Raw genomic sequence first — 20,582 nt, 5'->3', positions numbered from 1 at the left:
CAAGTAACGGGATTTTCTTATTTTGTTACGTCTTTAATTAATGTAAAAAATACACTTTTTATTTAAATGAAGAAAAACTAACTCAAAAAACAAAAAAATAAAATGAAATTAATAGTTGATAGTGGATCTACTAAGGCAGATTGGATTGCAATTGATGATAATGGAAAAGTATTATTCACGACACAAACTTTAGGTTTGAACCCTGAAATTCTTGATGGTCCGGAAATCATCGAAAGATTAAACGACCGTTTTGATATTTTGCAAAATAAAAAAAATGCTTCACATTTGTTCTTCTACGGAGCAGGATGCGGAACAGACAGAATGAAAGAATGGTTAAAACAAATCTTTCAGGAGTATTTCTCTAATGCCATCGTAGATGTTCAGGAAGATACTTATGCGGCTGTTTACGCAACAACTCCTAAAGGCGAAGAAGCTATTGTTTCAATCCTTGGAACAGGATCTAATTGCAGTTATTTTGATGGAAAAGTATTGCATCAAAAAGTACAATCATTAGGATATATCGTAATGGATGACTGCAGCGGAAATGTTTTTGGAAAAGAATTAATCAGAAAGTATTATTTTAATAAAATGCCTAAAGAATTAGCAGTTGAACTTGAAAAAGAGTACGACGTTGATCCTGATTTTATTAAAAATAAATTATACAAAGAGCCAAATCCAAATGCTTATTTAGCGACTTATGCAAAGTTTTTAATTAAACATAAAGACACTGAATTCTGTAGAAAAATTATTTTCAAAGGAATGAAATCTTTCGTTAAAAACTATATTAAGCAGTTTGATAACTGTAAAGAAGTTCCTGTGCATTTCGTAGGTTCTATTGCATTTTATTTAAAAGATGAATTACAAGAAACTTTCGATAAATATGAGCTTAAATTAGGAAATGTTTTAAGAAGACCTATTGACGGTTTAATTGCTTACCATGTTGCTAATCAATAGTTCTGGATTTATGGAAATTGCAATTATTGCTCATGACGGAAAAAAAGCGGATTTAATTGATTTTTTAATCAAAAATGAAGCTGTTTTACACAATGAAAAAATAAGGCTGATTGGTACCGGAACGACCGGAGGAAAAGCTGAAGCTGCTGGATTTAAGACACAGAAAATGCTTTCTGGTCCGTTAGGTGGTGATGCCCAAATTGCGGGAAGAGTTGCGGAAGGAATAACTAAGATGGTTTTCTTTTTTAAAGACCCTTTGTCAAGTCATCCACATGAAGCAGATATCAATATGCTAATTCGTGTTTGCGATGTGCATAATGTGCCGCTGGCAACAAATGAAGCAACGGCACAATTGTTATTAGATGCTATTGCACAGCAATTATAGAAATTTCTACATTAACATTTTTTGGCAGACAAGCCACTTGAACCGTTTCACGAGCTGGAGCGGTTTTTTCGTTAAAATAAGAACCGTAAACAGTGTTTATTGCTCCAAAGTTGTTCATGTCCATGATGAAAATAGTTGCTTTGACAACATTTTCAAAAGTCATATCTGCAGCTTCTAAAATAGCTGCAATATTCTCCATAACTTGTTTTGTTTCGTCGTTGATATTATCGGTTACAAGTTCTCCTGAAGCTGGATTGATAGCAATTTGGCCAGAAGCATAAAGTGTGTTTCCTGATAATACAGCCTGATTATACGGACCGATTGGAGCCGGAGCTTTTTCGGTAAAGATGATTTTTTTCATAATGAAAGTATTTTGATTCGAAAATTGTTTATCTATTTGAAACGCTTCGTTTGTTCCATTTGATATCGCTAAGCATACCAGATTTAATTCCGATAAAGAAATTCCAGTTCGAATTTGTTCCTAATGGTTGCCAGTTAAAAGCCATTCTCCAGCTTAATAAATCTCTTTCAAAACGGAATTGAGTAAAAGTAATCCCTTTTTGTACAAAGTCATATCCTGTCGAAACTCCGCCTTTCCATTTTGGTGTAATATCGGTATTGATAGAAATCATTATGGAGTTTCCGCTTATTTTGTTTTCTCTATTTACATTTGAGTATGTTAATGAGTAAGCCATTGTCATATCCCACGGAATTTTTGCATTGAAAAATTCTGATATAACATCTTTATCATCGTCTTTTTCATTGGCAAACTGACTGTTTCTACTATCGGTTAAGTCGGTATTGGTTCCAAACAAATCATCATTACGACCTCCGTTCCGCTGGCTCTGTGTATTCGTTTTTTCTTTGTCTCCGCCTTTATTAGAAAACGAATAATTTAAAGTAACATTGGCACTTGTCATTCTAAATAAACTTCCTCCGTTATCAATATTATATTTATCAATTCTTGTTCCTGAATTGTCAATTGCATAAGGATCTAAAGTAGCACCAAAATTCATATTCAATTTATTGTCAAAAAACTGTGTTCCTCCTGATACAAGGACAGGCTGCCAGGCAAGAACTTGTTTTCCGTCGGCATTAAAATTGTAGCTCGTGCTGAAGTTTAAGTTGTTTAACAACATTATTTTTTTAGGTTCCGTTTTTGTGCTGTCGCGGTCTCTTACTTTTGCTTCAAAAGTATTGCTTAATGCAAAGCCTACAACATTTGAATTTTCTTTTCCTGGAGCTCCGTAAACACCATTTTCAAAACGGGTGTATTCAGTTGTAATTCGACCAGAAGCATCTACGGCATAAGTATCGTAGTATTTTTCAAAACTTGGCGTGTATGCGTATGTAATAGACGGACGCATGACGTGACGAATCGATTGAATCTTTTTGTCTGCACCAAAATTGAATGTCCCGTAAATTGTTGTTCCTAAATTTGAGCTGAAATTATAAGTTCTAAAAGCATCAAAACCATTTACAGGTGTGTCCACAACTTTGCTTTGGTCTACGTTGTAGCTTCGGCTGATTGTTTTAGTTACCCATGTTTCCTGATAATTGGTTGACATTCCGGCACTAAAATATTTGAAAAGCTTAAAGTTAGTGCTTAGCGGAATTGTATGCTGCATTCCAATTTGGGCATCTCTAAACATTTGTGGCTTAAAGAATAAAGAATCAGTAGTTACAAAACTATTTTTCCCGCTTAAGTTATATTGTAAATTGATGTTTTTTATGAAACCTTTTTTTACTCCGTCTTTTCCAACAAAAGGATAAATACGGTCAATACTCGCCTGAAGTGATGGCAAAGTCATGTTAATGACTTCGGTTTGGGTATTTTGCGAATGTGTGGCTGTTAATGCTATTCTGGCTTGCGGAATAGTATTAAAAGTCTTATTCCATGAAATAGATGAACTTAATGTATTGTTCAAATTAGAACCAATATTTGCCTGATTGATCGATTGCTTAAAATACTTACTACTACCCATGTTTACCGATGCAGAAAAGGTTGAATTTGGATTGGATTTAGTATCTTTTGAGTGCGACCACTGAATGTTGTAGATTTTTTGTTTCGAATAATCAGGATAGCCTCGTTCGCTGCTGATTAAATTCTCAAAACGTACATTGATATTTCCTCTGTATTTATATCTCGTGGCATACGCCGATTCAAAACGCAAAGCGTAACTTCCGTTGGTATAATAATCTCCTAAAACAGTCAAGTCGTAATTATCGCTCAAAGCAAAATAATATCCTCCGTTTTGAAGGGAGAAACCTCTTGTGTTTGAGTCGTTATAACTTGGTAAGATAATCCCTGAAACACTTTTTTCTTGGCTCATTGGAAAATAAGCAAACGGCAAAGCTAGTGGAGTAGGGACATCTGCAATAACCATATTGGTTAAGCCGGTTACTACCTTTTTTCCGGGAACAAATTTTACTTTATTAGTCTGGAAGTAATATTCTGGGTTGTCTACATCTGTTGATGTGGTGAAACGTGCGCCTCTTAAAAAGTAAACCGAATCGTTTTCTTTTTTAGTAACCGCAGCTTTAATTTTGAATTCACCTTGCTCTGTTCTAGAATTGAAAATTAAGGCTTTTTTAGTCTTGAAATTAAAACGAATCGAATCTGGTTGTACTTCATTTGATCCTTGTTTGAAATTTGGATACTGAGTTAAAACTCCTGCCGAATCTTTTATTCTTCCGGCATAAACTTCATCTTTTCCATAATCCAAAACAATGATTCCAGATTTTAATTCTACATCTTTATAGTAGAGTTCAGCTTCATTATATAAGGTAAGCTGTTTCTTTTTTTTGTCAATTGTGGCATAATCTTTTGCCTTATACTTTACTTTACCATCAAGAAAAGTCTTTACAGGCTTGATACTGTCAATTTTTACAGTATCAACTTTTGTAGCTACAGATTGATCTTTTTGTTTTGCTGCATCAGTTTTTGCAGTTGAGCCTTTATCTGTTTGTTTTACAGTTGGTAACGGTTTTTTTGGGCTTTTTATATCTTGTGAATATACTTTACCACATCCTAGTGTTAGGAAAAATGATATTAAAACGATATTAAATAAGTTTGTGTGCAAAGGTTTAAATGCTATTTTTGTAAAAGTATGGCTTGTTTTTTGACATGTCAAAACTACATATAATTTTTTGGCAAAAATAATCAATTGCGAAAATTATAACAGTTGCAAATTATTAAAATTAACTTTTAGATTTATGAATATATTTAACAAAACTAGGCTATTATTTAGTTTTTTTCTAACTATAATTTCGTTTTGTGCTTACAGTCAGGCAAATGTTTTTAAAGTAACACTTGATGCCGGACATGGTGATCATGACTTTGGAGCTGTTTACAGTGGCCGAATAGAAAAAAATATTGCCTTGGCAATTGTGCTAAAAGTTGGGAAAATATTAGAATCAAGTCCAAATGTTGATGTGATTTATACGCGTAAAACGGATGTTTTCATTGATTTGGTTGAAAGAGCTAACATTGCAAACAGAGCTAATTCCAATATTTTTGTGTCAATTCACTGTAATGCCAATAAAAATACGGCAGCTGACGGAACAGAAACGTATGTAATGGGTTTGAGTAAAGTTGCATCGAATCTTGAGGCGGCGAAAAAAGAGAACTCGGTAATTACATTAGAAAAAGATTATAAGCGTAAATATGAAGGTTACGATCCGAATTCGCCAGAATCAATGATCGGAATGACTTTGATGCAAGAAGAATATTTAGATAACAGTATTTCTTTGGCTACAAAAATCGAAGATAATTTTGATCGACTTGGAAAAAAACTAAGACAAGGTGGTGTAAAACAAGCCCCGTTTATGGTACTTCATAAAGCATATATGCCGAGAGTTTTAGTGGAAACAGGTTTCGTTTCAAACCCTACAGAAGGAAATATTCTGAATTCAGAAGAAGGGCAAAATGATATTGCAAAAGCAATTGCAGACGCTATTTTGAGTTATAAAAGCGAATATTTTGGTTCTGGAATTCCTGAAATGTCAGACGTTAGACCTGCAAAAGATACTTCAACTCCAAAAAAAGCTAAACCTGCTGAGCCATCTACAGCAGCAAAAAATGCAGTAAAAGGAACATTTTATAAAGTACAGCTTATTGCTAGTATCAAAAAGACCACATTAGAGCCTAAAAATTTTAAAGGTCTAAAAAATGTAACGATGCTTTACGAAAATAATGTTTATAAATATTTCTATCAGGAAACTTCGGATTATGAAGCAGCGAAGAAATTTTTGCAAGAAGCTAAGAGTAAAGGATATGGCGCTGCATTTTTGACTGCAACCAAAGATGGAGAAAAAATCAGTATTCAAGACGCTACTAAATAATAGTCACAAGTTCGAATATTTATATTAATTTTGTACAAACACTTAGAATTTTGAAACTAACAAGAGAAATTAAAACGGCTATTTTAGTCATCGCGTCAATTTTATTATTTATTTGGGGCTACAGTTTTTTAAAAGGCAGAGATCTTTTTACAAATTACAAAACATTATTTGTTGAGTATGATAATGTTGAGGATTTGGCGCCATCAGCACCAGTTACCATAAACGGACTTGCAATTGGTAAAGTAAATAAAATTACACTCAATGAAACAACAGGAAAATTATTAGTAGAGCTTCAGCTTAAAACTGATTTTCCAATTTCTAAAACAAGTACAGCAGCTTTGTATTCTCCAAGTTTGATTGGCGGAAAACAAATTAAAATTGTACCAAATTTAACTGATAAAGATCCAGCAGCGGAAGGTCAGACATTGAATGGAACTGTTGAGCTTGGTTTGACAGAATCTTTAGGAGGAAAACTTGAACCAATTCAGGCGAAATTAGACAAAATGCTTGTGAATATTGATAATCTGGTTACTGGATTAAATAATACTTTAGATAAAAATACACAAGAAAATTTAAAGAAAACAATTGCTGAATTAAGCCAGACAATGGAGCAGTTTCACAAAGCTTCAGGAACTCTTAACTCTATCCTGGATACTAATAAAGGTCAAATTAATGGTGTTGTGACTAATTTCAATAAAATGTCAAGCAACTTTAATAAAATATCTGATTCATTAAACAAAGCCGATTTAGGAAAAACAGTTAGAAGCTTAAATCAGACTTTAGCTAAAGTAGATGGTTTAATGACGAATTTAAATTCAGGAAAAGGCACAGCTGGTAAATTATTAAATGACGATGCATTATATAATAATTTAGCTAAAACTTCAAAAGAATTAGAATTACTGTTGCAAGACGTTCGTCTTTACCCAACTCGTTATGTAAATGTTTCCCTTTTTGGAAAGAAAAACAAACCTTACGTAGCACCAACAGAACAAACAAACTCAACCGATAAAAAATAATTATAAATGAGTTATTTAGATAATATTTTATTTGCCATACTTCTTATAGTTGGTTTTGGTTTTTTTACAGCGAGCGTAAAAAAAATCATCCGCAACATTAATTTGGGAGTTGATGTAGATCGAAAAGATAATCCTAAAGCTCGTTGGAAAAACATGGCATTGATTGCTCTTGGGCAATCAAAAATGGTGAGACGCCCTGTTGCCGGAATACTTCATATTTTTGTATATGTTGGTTTTGTAATTATTAACATCGAATTGCTTGAAATTATTATTGATGGGCTTTTCGGTACGCATAGAATTTTTGCTCCTTATTTAGGAGTTGTTTATGATGTTTTAATTGCTTCATTTGAAATATTGGCAATACTTGTAATTATTGCAGTTGTCACTTTTTGGATCAGAAGAAATGTAATTCGCTTAAAGCGTTTTATAAGTAATGATTTGAACGGATTTCCTAAAAGCGATGCGAATTATATTTTGTATTTCGAAACCGTTTTAATGATTCTGTTTTTATTGATGAATGCTTCTGATTTGCATTTGCAGAATGTTCCAGGCGGATATTCTCATTTTCATAAAGCAGGAAGTTATCCAATAAGTCAATTTATAGCGCCAATTTTTAATGGTACATCTAATGAATTAGTTGGACTTTTATTTGAGGTATTTTGGTGGCTTCACATCGTTGGTATTTTAGTTTTCATGAACTATTTGTACTTCTCGAAACATTTGCATATTCTTTTGGCATTCCCAAATACTTATTTTGCAAACTTGAAACCAGAAGGTCAGTTTGATAATTTAGAATCGGTTACAAAAGAAGTGAAGTTAATGATGGATCCAAATGCTGATCCGTTTGCAGCAGCTCCAGTTGATGAAAATGCTACTCCGGCTAAATTTGGAGCAAGCGACGTTCAGGATTTAAACTGGGTACAGCTTTTAAATGCTTATACGTGTACAGAATGTGGACGTTGTACTTCTTCATGTCCTGCAAATCAAACAGGTAAAAAATTGTCTCCTCGTAAAATTATGATGGATACAAGAGACCGTTTGACGGAAGTTGGAAAAAATATAGATGCAAATAAAGGTGTTTTTGTTCCGGACAATAAGACATTATTAAACGATTATATTACACCAGAAGAATTGTGGGCTTGTACATCATGCAACGCTTGTGTTGAAGAATGTCCTGTTAATATTAGTCCGCTTTCTATTATTATGGATATGCGTCGTTATTTAGTGATGGAGCAAAGTGCTGCACCAATGTCGCTAAACGCAATGATGACTAATATTGAAAACAATGGTGCGCCATGGCAATACAGCCAGCAGGACCGATTGAATTGGAAAAACGAGAATTAAAAAAGTTTAATCGGTTATTTGTGTAACCGTTTAATCGATTTGAAAATATTTAAGGTTTTTGGTAAGGTTATTGCAAAGAGTGCGATTAACCAAATAAACGATTAACCGATTTAACAAAAGTGAGAGAAATGTCAGAAAGTTTAGTAGTGCCAACAATGGCTGAGATGCTAGCCCAAGGAACACAGCCAGAAGTTTTATTTTGGGTTGGTTGCGCAGGAAGTTTTGATGATAGAGCAAAAAAAATTACAAAAGCATTTGTACGTATTTTGAATCGTACTAATGTTTCATTTGCAGTTTTAGGTACTGAAGAGAGTTGTACCGGAGATCCTGCAAAACGCGCCGGAAACGAATTTTTGTTTCAAATGCAAGCCATGATGAATATCGAGGTTTTAAATGCATACGAAGCAAAAAAGATTGTTACGGCTTGTCCGCATTGTTTTAATACTTTGAAAAATGAATATCCTGAATTAGGTGGAAACTATGAAGTTATTCATCATACAGAATTTTTAAAGTCATTAATCGATGATGGAAGATTGACTGTTGAAGGCGGTCAGTTTAAAGGGAAGAAGATCACTTTTCACGATCCTTGTTATTTAGGAAGAGCAAATAAAATATATGAAGCGCCTAGAGAATTAATTCAGAAATTAGATGTTGAATTAGTTGAAATGAAGCGTTCTAAAGCAAACGGATTATGTTGCGGAGCTGGTGGAGCACAAATGTTTAAAGATGCTGAGCCTGGTAACAAAGAAGTGAACGTTTTGCGTACTGAAGATGCATTGGAAACTAAACCAGATATTATTGCGGCAGGTTGTCCTTTCTGTAATACAATGTTGACGGATGGTATCAAACATCAAGAAAAAGAAGGTCAGGTTAAAGTGCTTGATATTGCAGAATTAATTGCAAATGCGCAAGATTTATAATATGAAGAAAATATTCTTATTAGTTGTTTTATTGTGCAATGTTGCAGGATATTCACAAGAAGTTTTAACTGTAATAGCAAAAGAAACTTGTGATTGTTTGCAGGCTAAAAAAGATAAACTACCTAATTTATCTGGTGAGGATTTAAAAAAAGAAGTTGGCGTTTGTATGATCAAAAGTTACTCAAATCATTTATCTGAATTTAAAAATGGCGATAAAGTAGATTTTGGTGATAGCGAAGGAATGAGAAAGTTAGGAGAAAATGTTGCAATTAAAATGATGCAGTATTGTCCTAATGTAATTATGGAATTAGGCCAAGCTGCTCAAAAAGATGAGGAAGAGGTTCAAAAAGAAGATGCATTTGTTGAAGGTGTAGTTGTTGATATTTTATCAGAACAATTTGTGACTTTGCAATTGAAAGATCAAAATGGAAGGAGTTACAATCTTCTTTTATTGGATTATTTTGATACCGCATCTTTGTTGACAAATAATGAAATAAAGAAAAAAGATAAGGTTAAAGTAAGTTACTCTGAGATTGAATTATTTGATTCTAAAGCAAAAGAATTTAGATATTATAAGATTATGACCAAAATTGAAAAAAAGTAGTTTTTAAAACCTGATTTTTGAAGTTTTGAGCTTGTAATTTTTATGACTTGAGACAAAATAAATTTAAAGAAAAAATAAAATGTATATACCTTTTGAAAATTTACCTGGTGAATCTAGAGTTTGGATTTACCAATCGAACAGAAAATTTTCTGAGGAAGAGTTTTCTGAAATTGAGACGGATTTAAAAGCTTTTGTTGAACAATGGGCGGCACACGGAACAAGTCTTGAGGCTTCGTTTTTGTTGAAGTATAATCGTTTCATTATTTTAGCTGTGAATCAGGATGTGCAGGCGGCGACAGGTTGCTCAATTGACAGTTCTGTTGAATTTATTCAGGGTTTGGAGAAAAAGTATAATGTTGATTTATTAGATAAAATGAACGTTACTTTTAAGCTTGGAGAGCATATTGCTCACAAACCTTTAATTGATTTTAAAAAGATGGTTAAAGATAAATCGGTTTCTGAGAATACGATTGTTTTTAATAATCTGGTAAACAATATCGAAGAATTTAATGAATCGTGGGAAGTTCCTGCTGCCGATAGCTGGCACAGCAGATTTTTCTAAGAGAAATTTATAAAATATTTGAAAGGCATGAAATTTTGATTTTATGCCTTTTTTTTGGTTTAAAGTTTCAGGTTTCAAGTTTCTCAAAAGTTTGTCATTCCGAGGAACGAGGAATCTCCTTAAGAAACTCCGTAGCGTATGTCGCCAATCTTTGTAGAGCTACTTGTGGAGATTCCTCGTTCCTCGGAATGACAAACTTAGCACAATATAACTTTGTCAAAGTTTTAAACTTTGACAAAGTTGATCAAGACAAGTTCTTATAGAAACAAAACAATCTCATATAGCCCCGATGGAAGCGGCATCCTTTTGTGCCGGGGTTCGGCGCAAAAGATATAGCGGACAGCGGGACTGGACTTTCTTATGAAAATGGATTTTTCTGCTCCTGATAAAAATTAGAATATTTTATGTTGTGAATTCTAATCGCTTAATACTCTGGCGAATCTAAGATTTACAAAAATCTAACAAACGAAACGGTCAATTAAACGCTATTTTTGAGTATTTTCGTAGAATTAAATTTAATACATGAAAATAGCAATAGTTTGTTATCCAACGTTTGGCGGTAGTGGGGTAGTAGCCACTGAGTTAGGTCTCGAATTAGCCAGACGTGGACACGAAATACATTTTATAACTTACAGTCAGCCGGTGAGACTGGCACTTTTGAACGCCAATGTTCATTATCACGAAGTTAACGTTCCTGAATATCCTCTTTTTCATTATCAGCCTTATGAATTGGCTTTATCGAGCAAATTGGTTGATATGGTGAAACTCTATAAAATTGAGGTTTTACATGTGCATTATGCAATTCCACACGCATATGCGGGTTATATGGCAAAGCAAATGCTAAAAAATGAAGGAATTAATCTGCCAATGATTACTACGCTTCACGGAACGGATATTACCTTGGTTGGAAATCATCCTTTTTATAAACCTGCGGTGACATTTAGTATCAATAAATCAGATTATGTGACTTCGGTTTCTCAGAGTTTGAAAGATGACACTTTGAAATTGTTTAAGATCAAGAACAAAATTAAGGTGATTCCGAATTTTATCGAATTGGATAAAGTGGTAAAAGATCCAGATGCGCCTTGTCATCGTTATGTTATGGCGAAGGAAAATGAGCGCATTGTGACACATATTAGTAATTTTAGAAAGGTAAAACGTATTCCGGATATTATTAAGATTTTTTATAATATCCAGAAAGAAATGCCTGCCAAATTGATGATGGTGGGTGATGGTCCTGAAAAAGAAAAAGCGGAAGTTCTGTGCATGGAATTGGGTATTTACGACAAAGTGATTTTCTTTGGAAACAGTAATGAAATTGATAAGATTTTATGTATGACCGATTTATTTTTGCTTCCTTCGGAAACAGAAAGCTTTGGTTTGGCTGCTTTGGAGGCAATGGCGCTTGGAGTTCCGGTTATTTCGAGTAACTCTGGTGGTTTGCCTGAAGTGAATTTTGATGGTGTTTCGGGTTATTTGAGCAATGTTGGAAATGTTGATGAAATGGCTGCAAATGCAATTAAGATTTTAAAAGATGATGCAACGCTGAAAGAATTTAAAAAGAATGCACTGGAAGTTGCTAAGAAATTTGATATTAAAAATATACTTCCAAAGTATGAAGCGTTATATCAAAAAGCAATTGACGATTATAAAGAATAAACATCAATTTAATAATTTAATGCATGAAAAAGATAATTTCAGTTTTAGTGGTTTTTGTTTTGATCTCGTGTGGAGCGAAAAAATCTTCGAATTCAACAGCGCTATATGAGGTTTTGACAGAACAGTCAGATGGCGGCGGCAATATCAAGTTTTTTGAAATTTTGACGGAACCTAACGAAATTAAAATGCTTGAAAATGACCCGCTTTTAGCTAGTAAGATGAAACAGACTGATATTAGCAATTCGAACTATATTATTTTAAATATGGGAGAAAAAAACACCAGCGGTTATTCTATTGGCGTTGAGAAAGTAGAAGAAACTGATAAAAATATTATCATTACGGTGAAGGAAAACAGTCCAGCGCCAGATGCTATGGTGATGCAGGTTATTTCATATCCTTATACTGTGGTAAAAGTGCACTCTAAGAAAGAAATTATTATTAAGTAATTAGCTCTTAGTAATTAGCTCTTAGTAATTAGTAAAAAGTTATGAGCAAATGTCTGGCTGAGCGAAGTCGAAGTCCTTTGGTTATTTTAAGCCCTTTGACTTCGCTCAGGAAGACATAATAAAATAAAAAAAACCTGTCGCAATTAAAATGACAGGTTTTCTTTTACAATTATTTTTTAATTTAATTTTAGAATTTGAATTTGATCCCTAAACCAACATCAAATCCAAAGTTGTCATCGTCATAATATCCAGAACCAATTTCTGGTCTAGCATCTAATGATAAAAGAATTGGCACTTCTTTAAAGCCATATTCTATTCCGATATCTCCTGCTGCAAAAACATACGTTCCGCTGTCATTATATTTTGTGTTTCCGTTGTAATAATCGTGATCCCAAGCGGCAAGTCCACCACCAACACCAGCGTACCAGTTGAAACCTCCGTCTATATTCCAAACCCATTGATAAAGTGCTACACCTTTGATAGCGTCAACATCACTGCTGTTTCTCCAGCCTAAATCAAATTCTAGTCTGTTTTTTTGATTTAATCCTCTTTGATAAGATACTTCTCCTCCAAAACCGTTATTGTCGCCTAGACGCAAACCTAACGCATTTTTAGCAATGTCTTGTGAATGAGCCGTAAATGCTAAACCTAATAGCATAAGGGCTGATAAAATGATTTTTTTCATAAAAATGATTCAATTAATTTTTTCAAATGTATAATTACAACTACCTATAGAACGTATAAGATTTTTGAAAATTGTTATATAATTTACATTTTTATGAAAACCGAATTTTGTAAATCAGTTGTAAAGTCTATTGAATATTGCCTTTTTTTAATTTAGAGGCTTGTTTTTCAACTATTGAAGTCAGTAATTGAGAGGTAAGATTGTCTTCCATTTCAAATAAATTTTCTTCTTCGGTAAAATTATTTTTTTCGTAAGTGTATAATTTCCAGCGCTTTTTATGATATTCTAAAGCTGTCAGATTTTCAACCCAATCTCCAGAATTTAAATATAAAGTAGATCCGTGCTTGTTTTCTATGGCTGCTATTTTTGGTTCATGAATGTGACCGCAGATAACATAGTCGTATTTTTTTTCAATAGCTAAATCGGTTGCCGTGGTTTCAAAGTCTGAAATGAATTTTACCGCTTTTTTTACGCTGGCTTTTATTTTTTTTGAGAATGAGTAAGGTTCTCTTCCTAGTTTTGTCAGACACCAGTTTGCAAAACGATTTGTAAGAATCAAATAATCGTAACCTAATCCGCCTAATTTTGCAATCCATTTGGAGTGTTGTACCGAAGCATCAAAAACGTCACCGTGAAAAATCCACGCTTTTTTATCATCTAACTCCAGAACTAATTTATCGACTAGAGAAAAATTCCCCATATTCATATCGCTGAATTTTCGAAGAATTTCGTCATGGTTTCCGGTGATATAATAGACTTTTGTGCCTTTTGAAGCCATCCCGATGATACGCTGAATTACTCTTAAATGTGCTTTTGGGAAGTACGATTTTCGAAATTGCCAGGCATCAATAATATCTCCATTTAAAACTAATGTTTTAGGTTTAATGCTTGATAAATAGTTGTTTAATTCCTTGGCGTGGCTTCCGTAAGTTCCCAAATGGACATCAGAAATAATGACCAGTTCGACATTTCTTTTTTTCAATTTTTCGTGATTTGAAGTTTAGCAAATAAAAGAAACAAACGCTGGATTTATTTTATCAAAAGGTTATCAATTTGAGGTCAATTTTAATAAATTATGATTTTTAAACGACTTAACCTTTATTTAATAATCACAATTTTATATTTTTTAATTTAATTCATAAAACTTACATTTGCTAAAACAAATAACATGGCAGGAAATAGCTACGGCACATTATATAGAGTTACAACATTTGGCGAATCACACGGCGAGGCTTTAGGCGGTATTATTGATGGATGCCCATCAGGAATTGAGCTTGATTTTGAAGCAATCGAAGTTGAAATGTCTCGAAGAAAACCCGGACAATCGGCAATTGTAACACAAAGAAAAGAACCAGATGCAGTTCAGTTTTTATCTGGAATTTTTGAAGGAAAAACGACCGGAACTCCAATAGGTTTTATTATTCCGAATACCAATCAAAAATCTGACGATTACTCACATATAAAAGATAATTACAGACCAAGCCACGCTGATTATGTATATGATCAAAAGTATGGTTTTCGCGATTATCGTGGCGGCGGAAGAAGCTCTGCTCGTGAAACAGCAAGTAGAGTAGTAGCTGGTGCAATTGCTAAGCAAATGTTACCAGAAATTAAAATTAACGCCTATGTTTCTTCAGTAGGCCCAATTCATTTAGATACTCCTTATCAAGATTTAGATTTTTCGAAAATAGAAAGCAATCCAGTTCGTTGTCCTGATGAAAAATCGGCTGCGATTATGGAGGAATATATTCGTGATATCCGTAAACAAGGTGATACTGTTGGAGGTGTTGTTTCGTGCGTGATTCAGAATGTACCAGTTGGTCTTGGCGAACCGGTTTTTGACAAACTGCATGCCGAATTAGGAAAAGCAATGCTTTCGATAAATGCTGTAAAAGGCTTTGAATACGGCAGCGGATTTTCAGGTTCTGAAATGAAAGGAAGCGAGCACAACGATTTGTACAACCCTGACGGAACTACAAAAACGAATCTTTCGGGAGGAATTCAGGGAGGAATAAGCAACGGAATGGATATTTACTTTAGAGTAGCTTTCAAACCTGTTGCAACGATTATGCAAACACAAGATTCATTAGATAATAAAGGAAATATTACACCAATGACAGGTAAAGGCCGTCATGATCCTTGTGTAGTACCTCGTGCGGTGCCAATTGTTGAAGCAATGGCCGCAATTGTTTTGGCTGATTTTTATTTAATCAACAAAACATATTAATAAAAGTTAAGACAGTGAGGGTCTTAATATTTTAATTTAAAACAAACAATTAATGCAACAAGTTACAGAAACTAAAAAAAAATCATTTCTTTCAGGATTAACAGGTCAGATTATAATTGCAATGGTCTTAGGGGCAACTTTAGGAATTATATTGCACGCTACAATTTCTCCTGAAGCAGCGCAATCTTTCAGCAGCAAAATTAAAATGCTGGCGACCATTTTTATTCGATTGGTTCAAATGATTATTTCGCCTTTAGTATTTACCACTCTAGTAGTTGGAATTGCAAAACTTGGCGATATTAAAACAGTTGGAAGAATTGGTGGAAAAGCACTTGGATGGTTTTTTACTGCGTCATTCATATCGTTACTTATTGGTTTATTTTATGTAAATATTCTTGAACCAGGAGTAGGTTTGAAATTAGGCCACGTTGATATGGCCGCAGCGACAGAAGTAACTGGAAAAACAAAAACACTTTCTGTAGAGAATTTTGTTGAACATATTGTTCCGAAAAGTATTTTTGAAGCAATGGCTACCAATGAAATTTTACAAATCGTAATATTTTCAATCTTTTTCGGATTAGCTGCAGCTTCTATTGGAAGCCCTGTAAAACCTGTAATTAATGCACTAGATAAAGCTTCGCACATCGTTTTGAAAATGGTGAATTATGTGATGAATTTTGCTCCAATTGGAGTTTTTGGCGCCATTGCAGGAGTATTTGCAATTAGAGATGCAGAAGAATTAGTAATTACTTATTTCAAATTCTTCGGATCATTTTTAGTGGGAATAACTACACTTTGGGTAGTTTTAATTGCGGTTGGTTATATTTTCTTAAAAGGAAGAATGACAGAGTTGTTAAAACGTATCATTGGGCCATTAGCAATTGCTTTTGGAACAACAAGTAGTGAGGCGGTTTTTCCAAAATTGACAGAAGAATTAGAAGATTTTGGTGTAAAAGATAAAATTGTTTCTTTTATGTTACCGCTTGGATATTCGTTCAATCTGGATGGAAGTATGATGTACATGACATTTGCCAGCATCTTTATTGCTCAGTTTTATGGCGTTCATTTAGATGTAGGAACACAAATGGTTATGCTTTTAGTTTTAATGCTAACCAGTAAAGGAATTGCAGGCGTACCTAGAGCAAGTTTAGTTGTAGTAGCTGCTACTTGCGGGATGTTTGATATTCCTGTAGAAGGAATTGCGTTAATTTTGCCTATCGATCATTTCTGTGATATGTTCAGAAGTGCAACAAATGTTTTAGGAAATGCCTTGGCTACTTCTGTTGTAGGACAATGGGAAAATAATAAAGAAGAGAGTTTGAATATTGAGTAAATATTTAATTTGCTTCCTGTAAAATAAGAAAGCCGTGAAAAATATTTTTTCACGGCTTTCTTATTTTATTCGCTTTTTTGAATGAAAAAAAAATAGCAATCAATAATTTATTTTGCTGCTACTTTTCCTTTTCTGCTTTCTTCACTTTCAGGTTCTGGAACGTCACCACCTGTTATTGATTTTTGTTGTGCTTTAGTCAATTTTTCTGTTTCTGCGAATTTTTTAAAATTTTCTAACATAATTTTGATTTTAATGCTCCAATCTCTTAAACACTTGGGGCTTGTGCCTTTTATTTTGTTAAAAATAGCATTATTTTTTATTTATTGTAATATTTTGCTGAAAAAATAAAAGAAAAATTTTGACAATACGATGTAATAAGAGCTTAAATTTTATAATAAGGAAATTATTATGATCTTCTTTTAAAGACTTTCGGAATATTATTAACGTTAAAATATAAAAAACTGATTATAGAATCTTTAGCAATTAATTAATTGCTTTTATTTCGTATTATTGTAATGATAAATATTTGAATAAAGATTTCCCCAATTATGCTTTATTATAGATTTTGTTCTCTTTTTTTAATTTTCCTAAGTATATTTTGCTATGAGTCAACAGCTCAGAGCAATACGGCATCATTGGCGAAAATTAATGATTTAACTAAGCAGGCCTGTGACTACTTGGATAATGCCAACTACGAAAAATCATTAGAGAAATCTGGAATTGCTTTGAAATATGCATTCGATCTCAAAAATGATACTTTAATTTCAAGAAATTACAACATAATTGCTATTAATTTTCACGAATTAGGTGAAGTTGATAAAGCGGCTTTCTTTTACAAAAAAGCCTTGTTCTATGCAAAACACTCCAATATTATTAGTATGAGAATGATGATTACCAGTAACTTGGGTAATCTTTATTTTTTTGAAAAGAAAATGTATACTGATGGAATTAGGTACTACAAAGAATCGTTGAAATTTGGCAAGGATAAAAAGTTTGCTAGAGAAGTTGCCATTACAAATCTGAATATAGTTTGGTCTTATTTCAAAATTGGAAATTATAGTGAAGGTTTGCCTTATCTGCGCTATATTAATGATCATCAAAATGATTTAAAGGGGAAATCTGATGACATTGCGCTAAATTTTCTTAATGGAATGTACTGGGGCCATGCAAAAGATAATGAAAAGGCAAAAAAATATTTTTTAAAAGCAGTTTCCTCTTATGATAAATCTAGTGATGAAATTACAGATTTGCTGTATGCGCACTTAGAATATTCAAAATTTTTAAATAGTATTGGAGAATTTGAAAATGCTTACAAAAACCTGGTTATTTACAACAGCATTAAAGATGAAATAACAAATAAAGAAAAAGTAAAGAAGGCTTCTACTGCAGGTTTTAATCGCGAGTTGGATGAGTATAAAAGACAAATAGACAAAATTGAAAGCGAAAAAATAGAACAATATCATAGTTTAAGGAAATCGAGAATAATTGTGATATTGTTTGTCATAATTTCATTGATTTTATTACTCTTAATTATCACTTTAATTAAAAATATTCGTTTAAAGAAAAAGGCTAATATAGAGCTTTTACAGGCTAAAGAAATTGCAGAAGAAGCGTCATTGCTCAAAACCCAATTTATCTCGACTATAAGCCACGAATTGCGCACACCATTGTACGGCGTGGTAGGAATTACAAACATGCTTTTAGAAGAGCACAAGGAATTATCAAGAAGTCAGCATTTGAGTTCTCTTAAGTTTTCTGCAAGATATTTATTATCGCTTGTAAATGATATTTTGCAGATCAATAAAATTGAAGAAAATAAAGTAGTTCTAGAAAATCTAACTTTTAATATTTCAGATGAAATAACGGTAATAAAGAACTCACTTTCCTTTTTATCTCAAAAGAACAACAATAAAATTAACGTATATGTAGACCCGGATATACCAGAATATTTAATTGGAGATAAATTAAGATTGGCACAAATTTTAATGAATTTAGTCAGTAACGCTTTGAAGTTTACAAAAGATGGAGAAGTTGAAGTTAAAGTTGATCTCTCTAAAATTGAAGGCAAAAATTATTTCCTGGATTTTTTGATTAAAGATAATGGCGTTGGGATTGCAATTGTAGATCAAGGAAAGATTTTTGAAAAATTTGTTCAGGTTGGCCGAAAAGAAGAGGATTATCAAGGAACTGGACTTGGATTGAGTATTGTAAAACGATTATTAGGGCTTTTTGGCAGCAATATTACAGTTGAAAGTGATATTGGTCAAGGGACTTCTTTTTCATTTGTAATTCCCTTTGAGCATGATCCACAAAAGACACAGAAAATCATAGAGGATATTGAAGTTGATTTAACGTCAAATGATGTTTTTAAAATTTTAGTTGTTGAAGATAATCTAATCAATCAGATGGTTACTAAAAAGATTATTGAAAAGAATAATTACACTTGTAAAGTTGTAGATGATGGTTTTGCCGCTTTGGAAATATTAGAAAAAGAAGATTTTGATCTTATTTTGATGGATATAAATATGCCTTTGATGAATGGCTTTGAAACAACGAAAAGAATTCGTTTAAAAGGAATTAAAACACCAATCGTGGCTTTAACTGCTTTTGATAAAGATGAAATTACAGACGAAGCACTTTCGTCAGGAATGAATGATATTATTATTAAGCCTTTTGAGCCTGTTAAACTCTTTAAGATTGTAAATTACTTAATACATGAAACAATAAACGCTGGTTAGTACCAGCGTTTTTTATTTTTCTTAGAAGTATTTGATTTGCGCGATTTATGAGCACCTCCGCTTCTGTTTGAATTTTTTGGTTTTTCGCCAGCTTCAGGACTTCCTGAATGCCATTGATAAGGATGTTCAGTAATTATTTTGACATCAACTTTTATCAGTTTCTTAATATCTTTCCAGTAAGGTTCTTCATCTTTTCCACAGAAAGAAATTGCAATTCCGCCATTTCCAGCACGTCCGGTACGACCAATTCGGTGTACGTAAGTTTCGGGAATATTCGGTAAGTCAAAATTGATTACGTAAGGAAGTTGTTCAATGTCAATTCCTCTCGCAGCAATATCAGTCGCAACAAGAACACCAACTTCTTTATTTTTAAAAGCGTCTAAAACGCGCTGTCTGGCATTTTGTGATTTATCTCCGTGAATTGCTTCAGCCGGAATATCTTTTTTACGAAGCGCTTTTACAACATTATCGGCACCATGTTTTGTTCTTGAAAAAACCAGTACGTTTGATAGATTTTCTTCTTTAATTAAATGGTAAAGCAAGTTTCTTTTTTCTGTTTTGTCAACAAAATAAATACGTTGTTCTACATTTTCTGCAGTAGACGAAACTGGTGAAACTTCAACTTTTTCAGGATCTTTTAAAAACATTTCTGCTAATTCGCGAATAGCAATTGGCATTGTTGCAGAAAAAAGTAAAGTTTGACGATTTTTAGGAGTCAATTTTACGATCTTTTTTACATCGTTTATAAAGCCCATATCCAGCATTTGATCGGCTTCGTCCAAAACCAATGTATGCAAATGGTCGAAATCAAGAAATCCTTGTTTGTGCAAATCCAATAATCTTCCTGGAGTTGCCACAAGAATATCTACTCCTTTTTTTAAGGTTTCAACTTGCGGATTTTGAGAAACACCGCCAAAGATTGTTAATTGTGTTAAATTGGTATATTTGCCATAAGTGTCAAAACTTTCTCCAATTTGTACGGCAAGTTCACGTGTTGGCGTTACAATAAGAGCGCGAATTTGTTTCGCTTTTTTTGATGAACCTACAATTCGATGTAATTGATGTATAATTGGGATGGCAAATGCTGCTGTTTTTCCTGTTCCTGTCTGCGCGCACCCAATTAAATCTCTTCCTGATAGAATGATTGGAATAGATTGTTCCTGAATTGGAGTGGGGTTTAGGTAGCCTTCTTCAAATACGGCTTTTTGTATACTTTTTGAAAGTGATAAATCTTCGAATAACATATCTTAGGTATTAAGAATTTAGTTTGTATAACTAAAATTCTGTGCAAAGATAGGCTTATTCGGTCAATCCTTTATTTGAATCTTGTATTATTTGGAAAATGTGTGGTTTTAAACCAGTTGA

At 33.2% G+C, this 20,582-nt stretch carries 19 protein-coding genes; 13 read left to right on the top strand and 6 right to left on the bottom strand.

The genetic code is table 11. The features are described 5' to 3' along the window. The first annotated feature begins 102 nt into the window (after positions 1 to 102). A complete protein-coding gene (locus GQ47_RS07575) occupies positions 103 to 954 on the top strand; it encodes an N-acetylglucosamine kinase (protein WP_035646974.1) in 852 nt (283 codons plus the stop codon). Between the two features lie 10 nt (positions 955 to 964). Next, positions 965 to 1,339 carry a methylglyoxal synthase gene (locus GQ47_RS07570; protein WP_035648068.1) on the top strand — a complete coding sequence of 125 codons (375 nt, stop codon included), beginning with the start codon at positions 965 to 967 and terminating at the stop codon, positions 1,337 to 1,339. On the opposite strand, the gene GQ47_RS07565 is transcribed toward GQ47_RS07570, so the two are convergent. Continuing rightward, positions 1,320 to 1,700, bottom strand: coding sequence for a RidA family protein (locus GQ47_RS07565; protein ID WP_035646972.1), 381 nt, complete (start codon positions 1,698 to 1,700; stop codon positions 1,320 to 1,322). The genes GQ47_RS07570 and GQ47_RS07565 overlap by 20 nt on opposite strands. A gap of 28 nt (positions 1,701 to 1,728) precedes the next feature. Continuing rightward, positions 1,729 to 4,473, bottom strand: a complete 2,745-nt coding sequence (locus GQ47_RS07560) for a putative LPS assembly protein LptD (RefSeq protein WP_035648065.1) — start codon at positions 4,471 to 4,473, stop codon at positions 1,729 to 1,731. Between the two features lie 82 nt (positions 4,474 to 4,555). Between GQ47_RS07560 and GQ47_RS07555 the strand changes: the two genes are divergently transcribed. The 8 genes from GQ47_RS07555 (at position 4,556) to GQ47_RS07520 (ending at position 12,234) form a co-directional block, all read left to right on the top strand. Further along, the gene (locus tag GQ47_RS07555) at positions 4,556 to 5,683 is read left to right on the top strand and encodes an N-acetylmuramoyl-L-alanine amidase family protein (protein ID WP_035648062.1); all 1,128 of its coding nucleotides are present in this window, start codon (positions 4,556 to 4,558) and stop codon (positions 5,681 to 5,683) included. A gap of 50 nt (positions 5,684 to 5,733) precedes the next feature. Further along, positions 5,734 to 6,699, top strand: a complete 966-nt coding sequence (locus tag GQ47_RS07550; RefSeq protein ID WP_035646970.1) for an MlaD family protein — start codon at positions 5,734 to 5,736, stop codon at positions 6,697 to 6,699. Positions 6,700 to 6,705: 6 nt separating this feature from the next. Next, positions 6,706 to 8,043 (top strand): 4Fe-4S dicluster domain-containing protein, encoded by a 1,338-nt coding sequence (locus GQ47_RS07545; RefSeq protein ID WP_035646969.1) that lies wholly within the window; start codon positions 6,706 to 6,708, stop codon positions 8,041 to 8,043. A 128-nt stretch (positions 8,044 to 8,171) separates the two neighbouring features. Continuing rightward, entirely contained in the window at positions 8,172 to 8,963 is a 792-nt protein-coding gene (locus GQ47_RS07540) for a (Fe-S)-binding protein (protein ID WP_035646967.1), read from the top strand. Position 8,964: 1 nt separating this feature from the next. Next, complete coding sequence (locus GQ47_RS07535) at positions 8,965 to 9,567, top strand: hypothetical protein (RefSeq protein WP_035646966.1); 603 nt, start codon at positions 8,965 to 8,967, stop codon at positions 9,565 to 9,567. Positions 9,568 to 9,646: 79 nt separating this feature from the next. Beyond that, entirely contained in the window at positions 9,647 to 10,129 is a 483-nt protein-coding gene (locus GQ47_RS07530; protein WP_035646965.1) for a hypothetical protein, read from the top strand. Positions 10,130 to 10,651: 522 nt separating this feature from the next. Beyond that, positions 10,652 to 11,788 carry an N-acetyl-alpha-D-glucosaminyl L-malate synthase BshA gene (bshA, locus tag GQ47_RS07525; protein WP_035646963.1) on the top strand — a complete coding sequence of 379 codons (1,137 nt, stop codon included), beginning with the start codon at positions 10,652 to 10,654 and terminating at the stop codon, positions 11,786 to 11,788. A gap of 23 nt (positions 11,789 to 11,811) precedes the next feature. Beyond that, a complete protein-coding gene (locus tag GQ47_RS07520) occupies positions 11,812 to 12,234 on the top strand; it encodes a protease complex subunit PrcB family protein (RefSeq protein WP_035646961.1) in 423 nt (140 codons plus the stop codon). A 187-nt stretch (positions 12,235 to 12,421) separates the two neighbouring features. Here GQ47_RS07520 and GQ47_RS07515 read toward each other — a convergent pair whose 3' ends face one another. Both GQ47_RS07515 and GQ47_RS07510 read right to left on the bottom strand, forming a co-directional pair. Further along, entirely contained in the window at positions 12,422 to 12,919 is a 498-nt protein-coding gene (locus GQ47_RS07515; RefSeq protein WP_035646959.1) for a hypothetical protein, read from the bottom strand. A 127-nt stretch (positions 12,920 to 13,046) separates the two neighbouring features. Then, the gene (locus GQ47_RS07510; RefSeq protein WP_035646958.1) at positions 13,047 to 13,901 is read right to left on the bottom strand and encodes a UDP-2,3-diacylglucosamine diphosphatase; all 855 of its coding nucleotides are present in this window, start codon (positions 13,899 to 13,901) and stop codon (positions 13,047 to 13,049) included. 186 nt (positions 13,902 to 14,087) lie between these two features. Here GQ47_RS07510 and aroC point away from each other — a divergent pair, with 186 nt between their 5' ends. After that, positions 14,088 to 15,146 (top strand): chorismate synthase, encoded by a 1,059-nt coding sequence (gene aroC, locus GQ47_RS07505; protein WP_035646957.1) that lies wholly within the window; start codon positions 14,088 to 14,090, stop codon positions 15,144 to 15,146. A 52-nt stretch (positions 15,147 to 15,198) separates the two neighbouring features. Beyond that, the gene (locus GQ47_RS07500; protein ID WP_035646956.1) at positions 15,199 to 16,479 is read left to right on the top strand and encodes a dicarboxylate/amino acid:cation symporter; all 1,281 of its coding nucleotides are present in this window, start codon (positions 15,199 to 15,201) and stop codon (positions 16,477 to 16,479) included. A gap of 107 nt (positions 16,480 to 16,586) precedes the next feature. On the opposite strand, the gene GQ47_RS23825 is transcribed toward GQ47_RS07500, so the two are convergent. Beyond that, entirely contained in the window at positions 16,587 to 16,718 is a 132-nt protein-coding gene (locus GQ47_RS23825; protein ID WP_256380877.1) for a hypothetical protein, read from the bottom strand. Between the two features lie 396 nt (positions 16,719 to 17,114). Between GQ47_RS23825 and GQ47_RS07495 the strand changes: the two genes are divergently transcribed. Then, complete coding sequence (locus GQ47_RS07495) at positions 17,115 to 19,217, top strand: response regulator (RefSeq protein WP_238567956.1); 2,103 nt, start codon at positions 17,115 to 17,117, stop codon at positions 19,215 to 19,217. On the opposite strand, the gene GQ47_RS07490 is transcribed toward GQ47_RS07495, so the two are convergent. Beyond that, positions 19,214 to 20,461, bottom strand: coding sequence for a DEAD/DEAH box helicase (locus tag GQ47_RS07490; RefSeq protein ID WP_035646954.1), 1,248 nt, complete (start codon positions 20,459 to 20,461; stop codon positions 19,214 to 19,216). The genes GQ47_RS07495 and GQ47_RS07490 overlap by 4 nt on opposite strands. Between the last annotated feature and the right edge of the window lie 121 nt (positions 20,462 to 20,582).

The sequence above is a fragment of the Flavobacterium sp. ASV13 genome (assembly GCF_000745775.1).
Classification (GTDB): domain Bacteria; phylum Bacteroidota; class Bacteroidia; order Flavobacteriales; family Flavobacteriaceae; genus Flavobacterium.
This window is presented reverse-complemented; position numbering and strand designations above follow the sequence as displayed.

What these genes read in the sequence shown, in the direction of transcription:
- GQ47_RS07540 (WP_035646967.1), top strand. Translation starts at nt 8,172, where the DNA reads ATGTCAGAAAGTTTAGTAGTGCCAACAATGGCTGAGATGCTAGCCCAA.
- GQ47_RS07515 (WP_035646959.1), bottom strand. Translation starts at nt 12,919, where the DNA reads ATGAAAAAAATCATTTTATCAGCCCTTATGCTATTAGGTTTAGCATTT.
- GQ47_RS23825 (WP_256380877.1), bottom strand. Translation starts at nt 16,718, where the DNA reads ATGTTAGAAAATTTTAAAAAATTCGCAGAAACAGAAAAATTGACTAAA.
- aroC (WP_035646957.1), top strand. Translation starts at nt 14,088, where the DNA reads ATGGCAGGAAATAGCTACGGCACATTATATAGAGTTACAACATTTGGC.
- GQ47_RS07490 (WP_035646954.1), bottom strand. Translation starts at nt 20,461, where the DNA reads ATGTTATTCGAAGATTTATCACTTTCAAAAAGTATACAAAAAGCCGTA.
- GQ47_RS07500 (WP_035646956.1), top strand. Translation starts at nt 15,199, where the DNA reads ATGCAACAAGTTACAGAAACTAAAAAAAAATCATTTCTTTCAGGATTA.
- GQ47_RS07575 (WP_035646974.1), top strand. Translation starts at nt 103, where the DNA reads ATGAAATTAATAGTTGATAGTGGATCTACTAAGGCAGATTGGATTGCA.
- GQ47_RS07545 (WP_035646969.1), top strand. Translation starts at nt 6,706, where the DNA reads ATGAGTTATTTAGATAATATTTTATTTGCCATACTTCTTATAGTTGGT.
- bshA (WP_035646963.1), top strand. Translation starts at nt 10,652, where the DNA reads ATGAAAATAGCAATAGTTTGTTATCCAACGTTTGGCGGTAGTGGGGTA.
- GQ47_RS07555 (WP_035648062.1), top strand. Translation starts at nt 4,556, where the DNA reads ATGAATATATTTAACAAAACTAGGCTATTATTTAGTTTTTTTCTAACT.
- GQ47_RS07535 (WP_035646966.1), top strand. Translation starts at nt 8,965, where the DNA reads ATGAAGAAAATATTCTTATTAGTTGTTTTATTGTGCAATGTTGCAGGA.
- GQ47_RS07565 (WP_035646972.1), bottom strand. Translation starts at nt 1,700, where the DNA reads ATGAAAAAAATCATCTTTACCGAAAAAGCTCCGGCTCCAATCGGTCCG.
- GQ47_RS07570 (WP_035648068.1), top strand. Translation starts at nt 965, where the DNA reads ATGGAAATTGCAATTATTGCTCATGACGGAAAAAAAGCGGATTTAATT.
- GQ47_RS07530 (WP_035646965.1), top strand. Translation starts at nt 9,647, where the DNA reads ATGTATATACCTTTTGAAAATTTACCTGGTGAATCTAGAGTTTGGATT.
- GQ47_RS07520 (WP_035646961.1), top strand. Translation starts at nt 11,812, where the DNA reads ATGAAAAAGATAATTTCAGTTTTAGTGGTTTTTGTTTTGATCTCGTGT.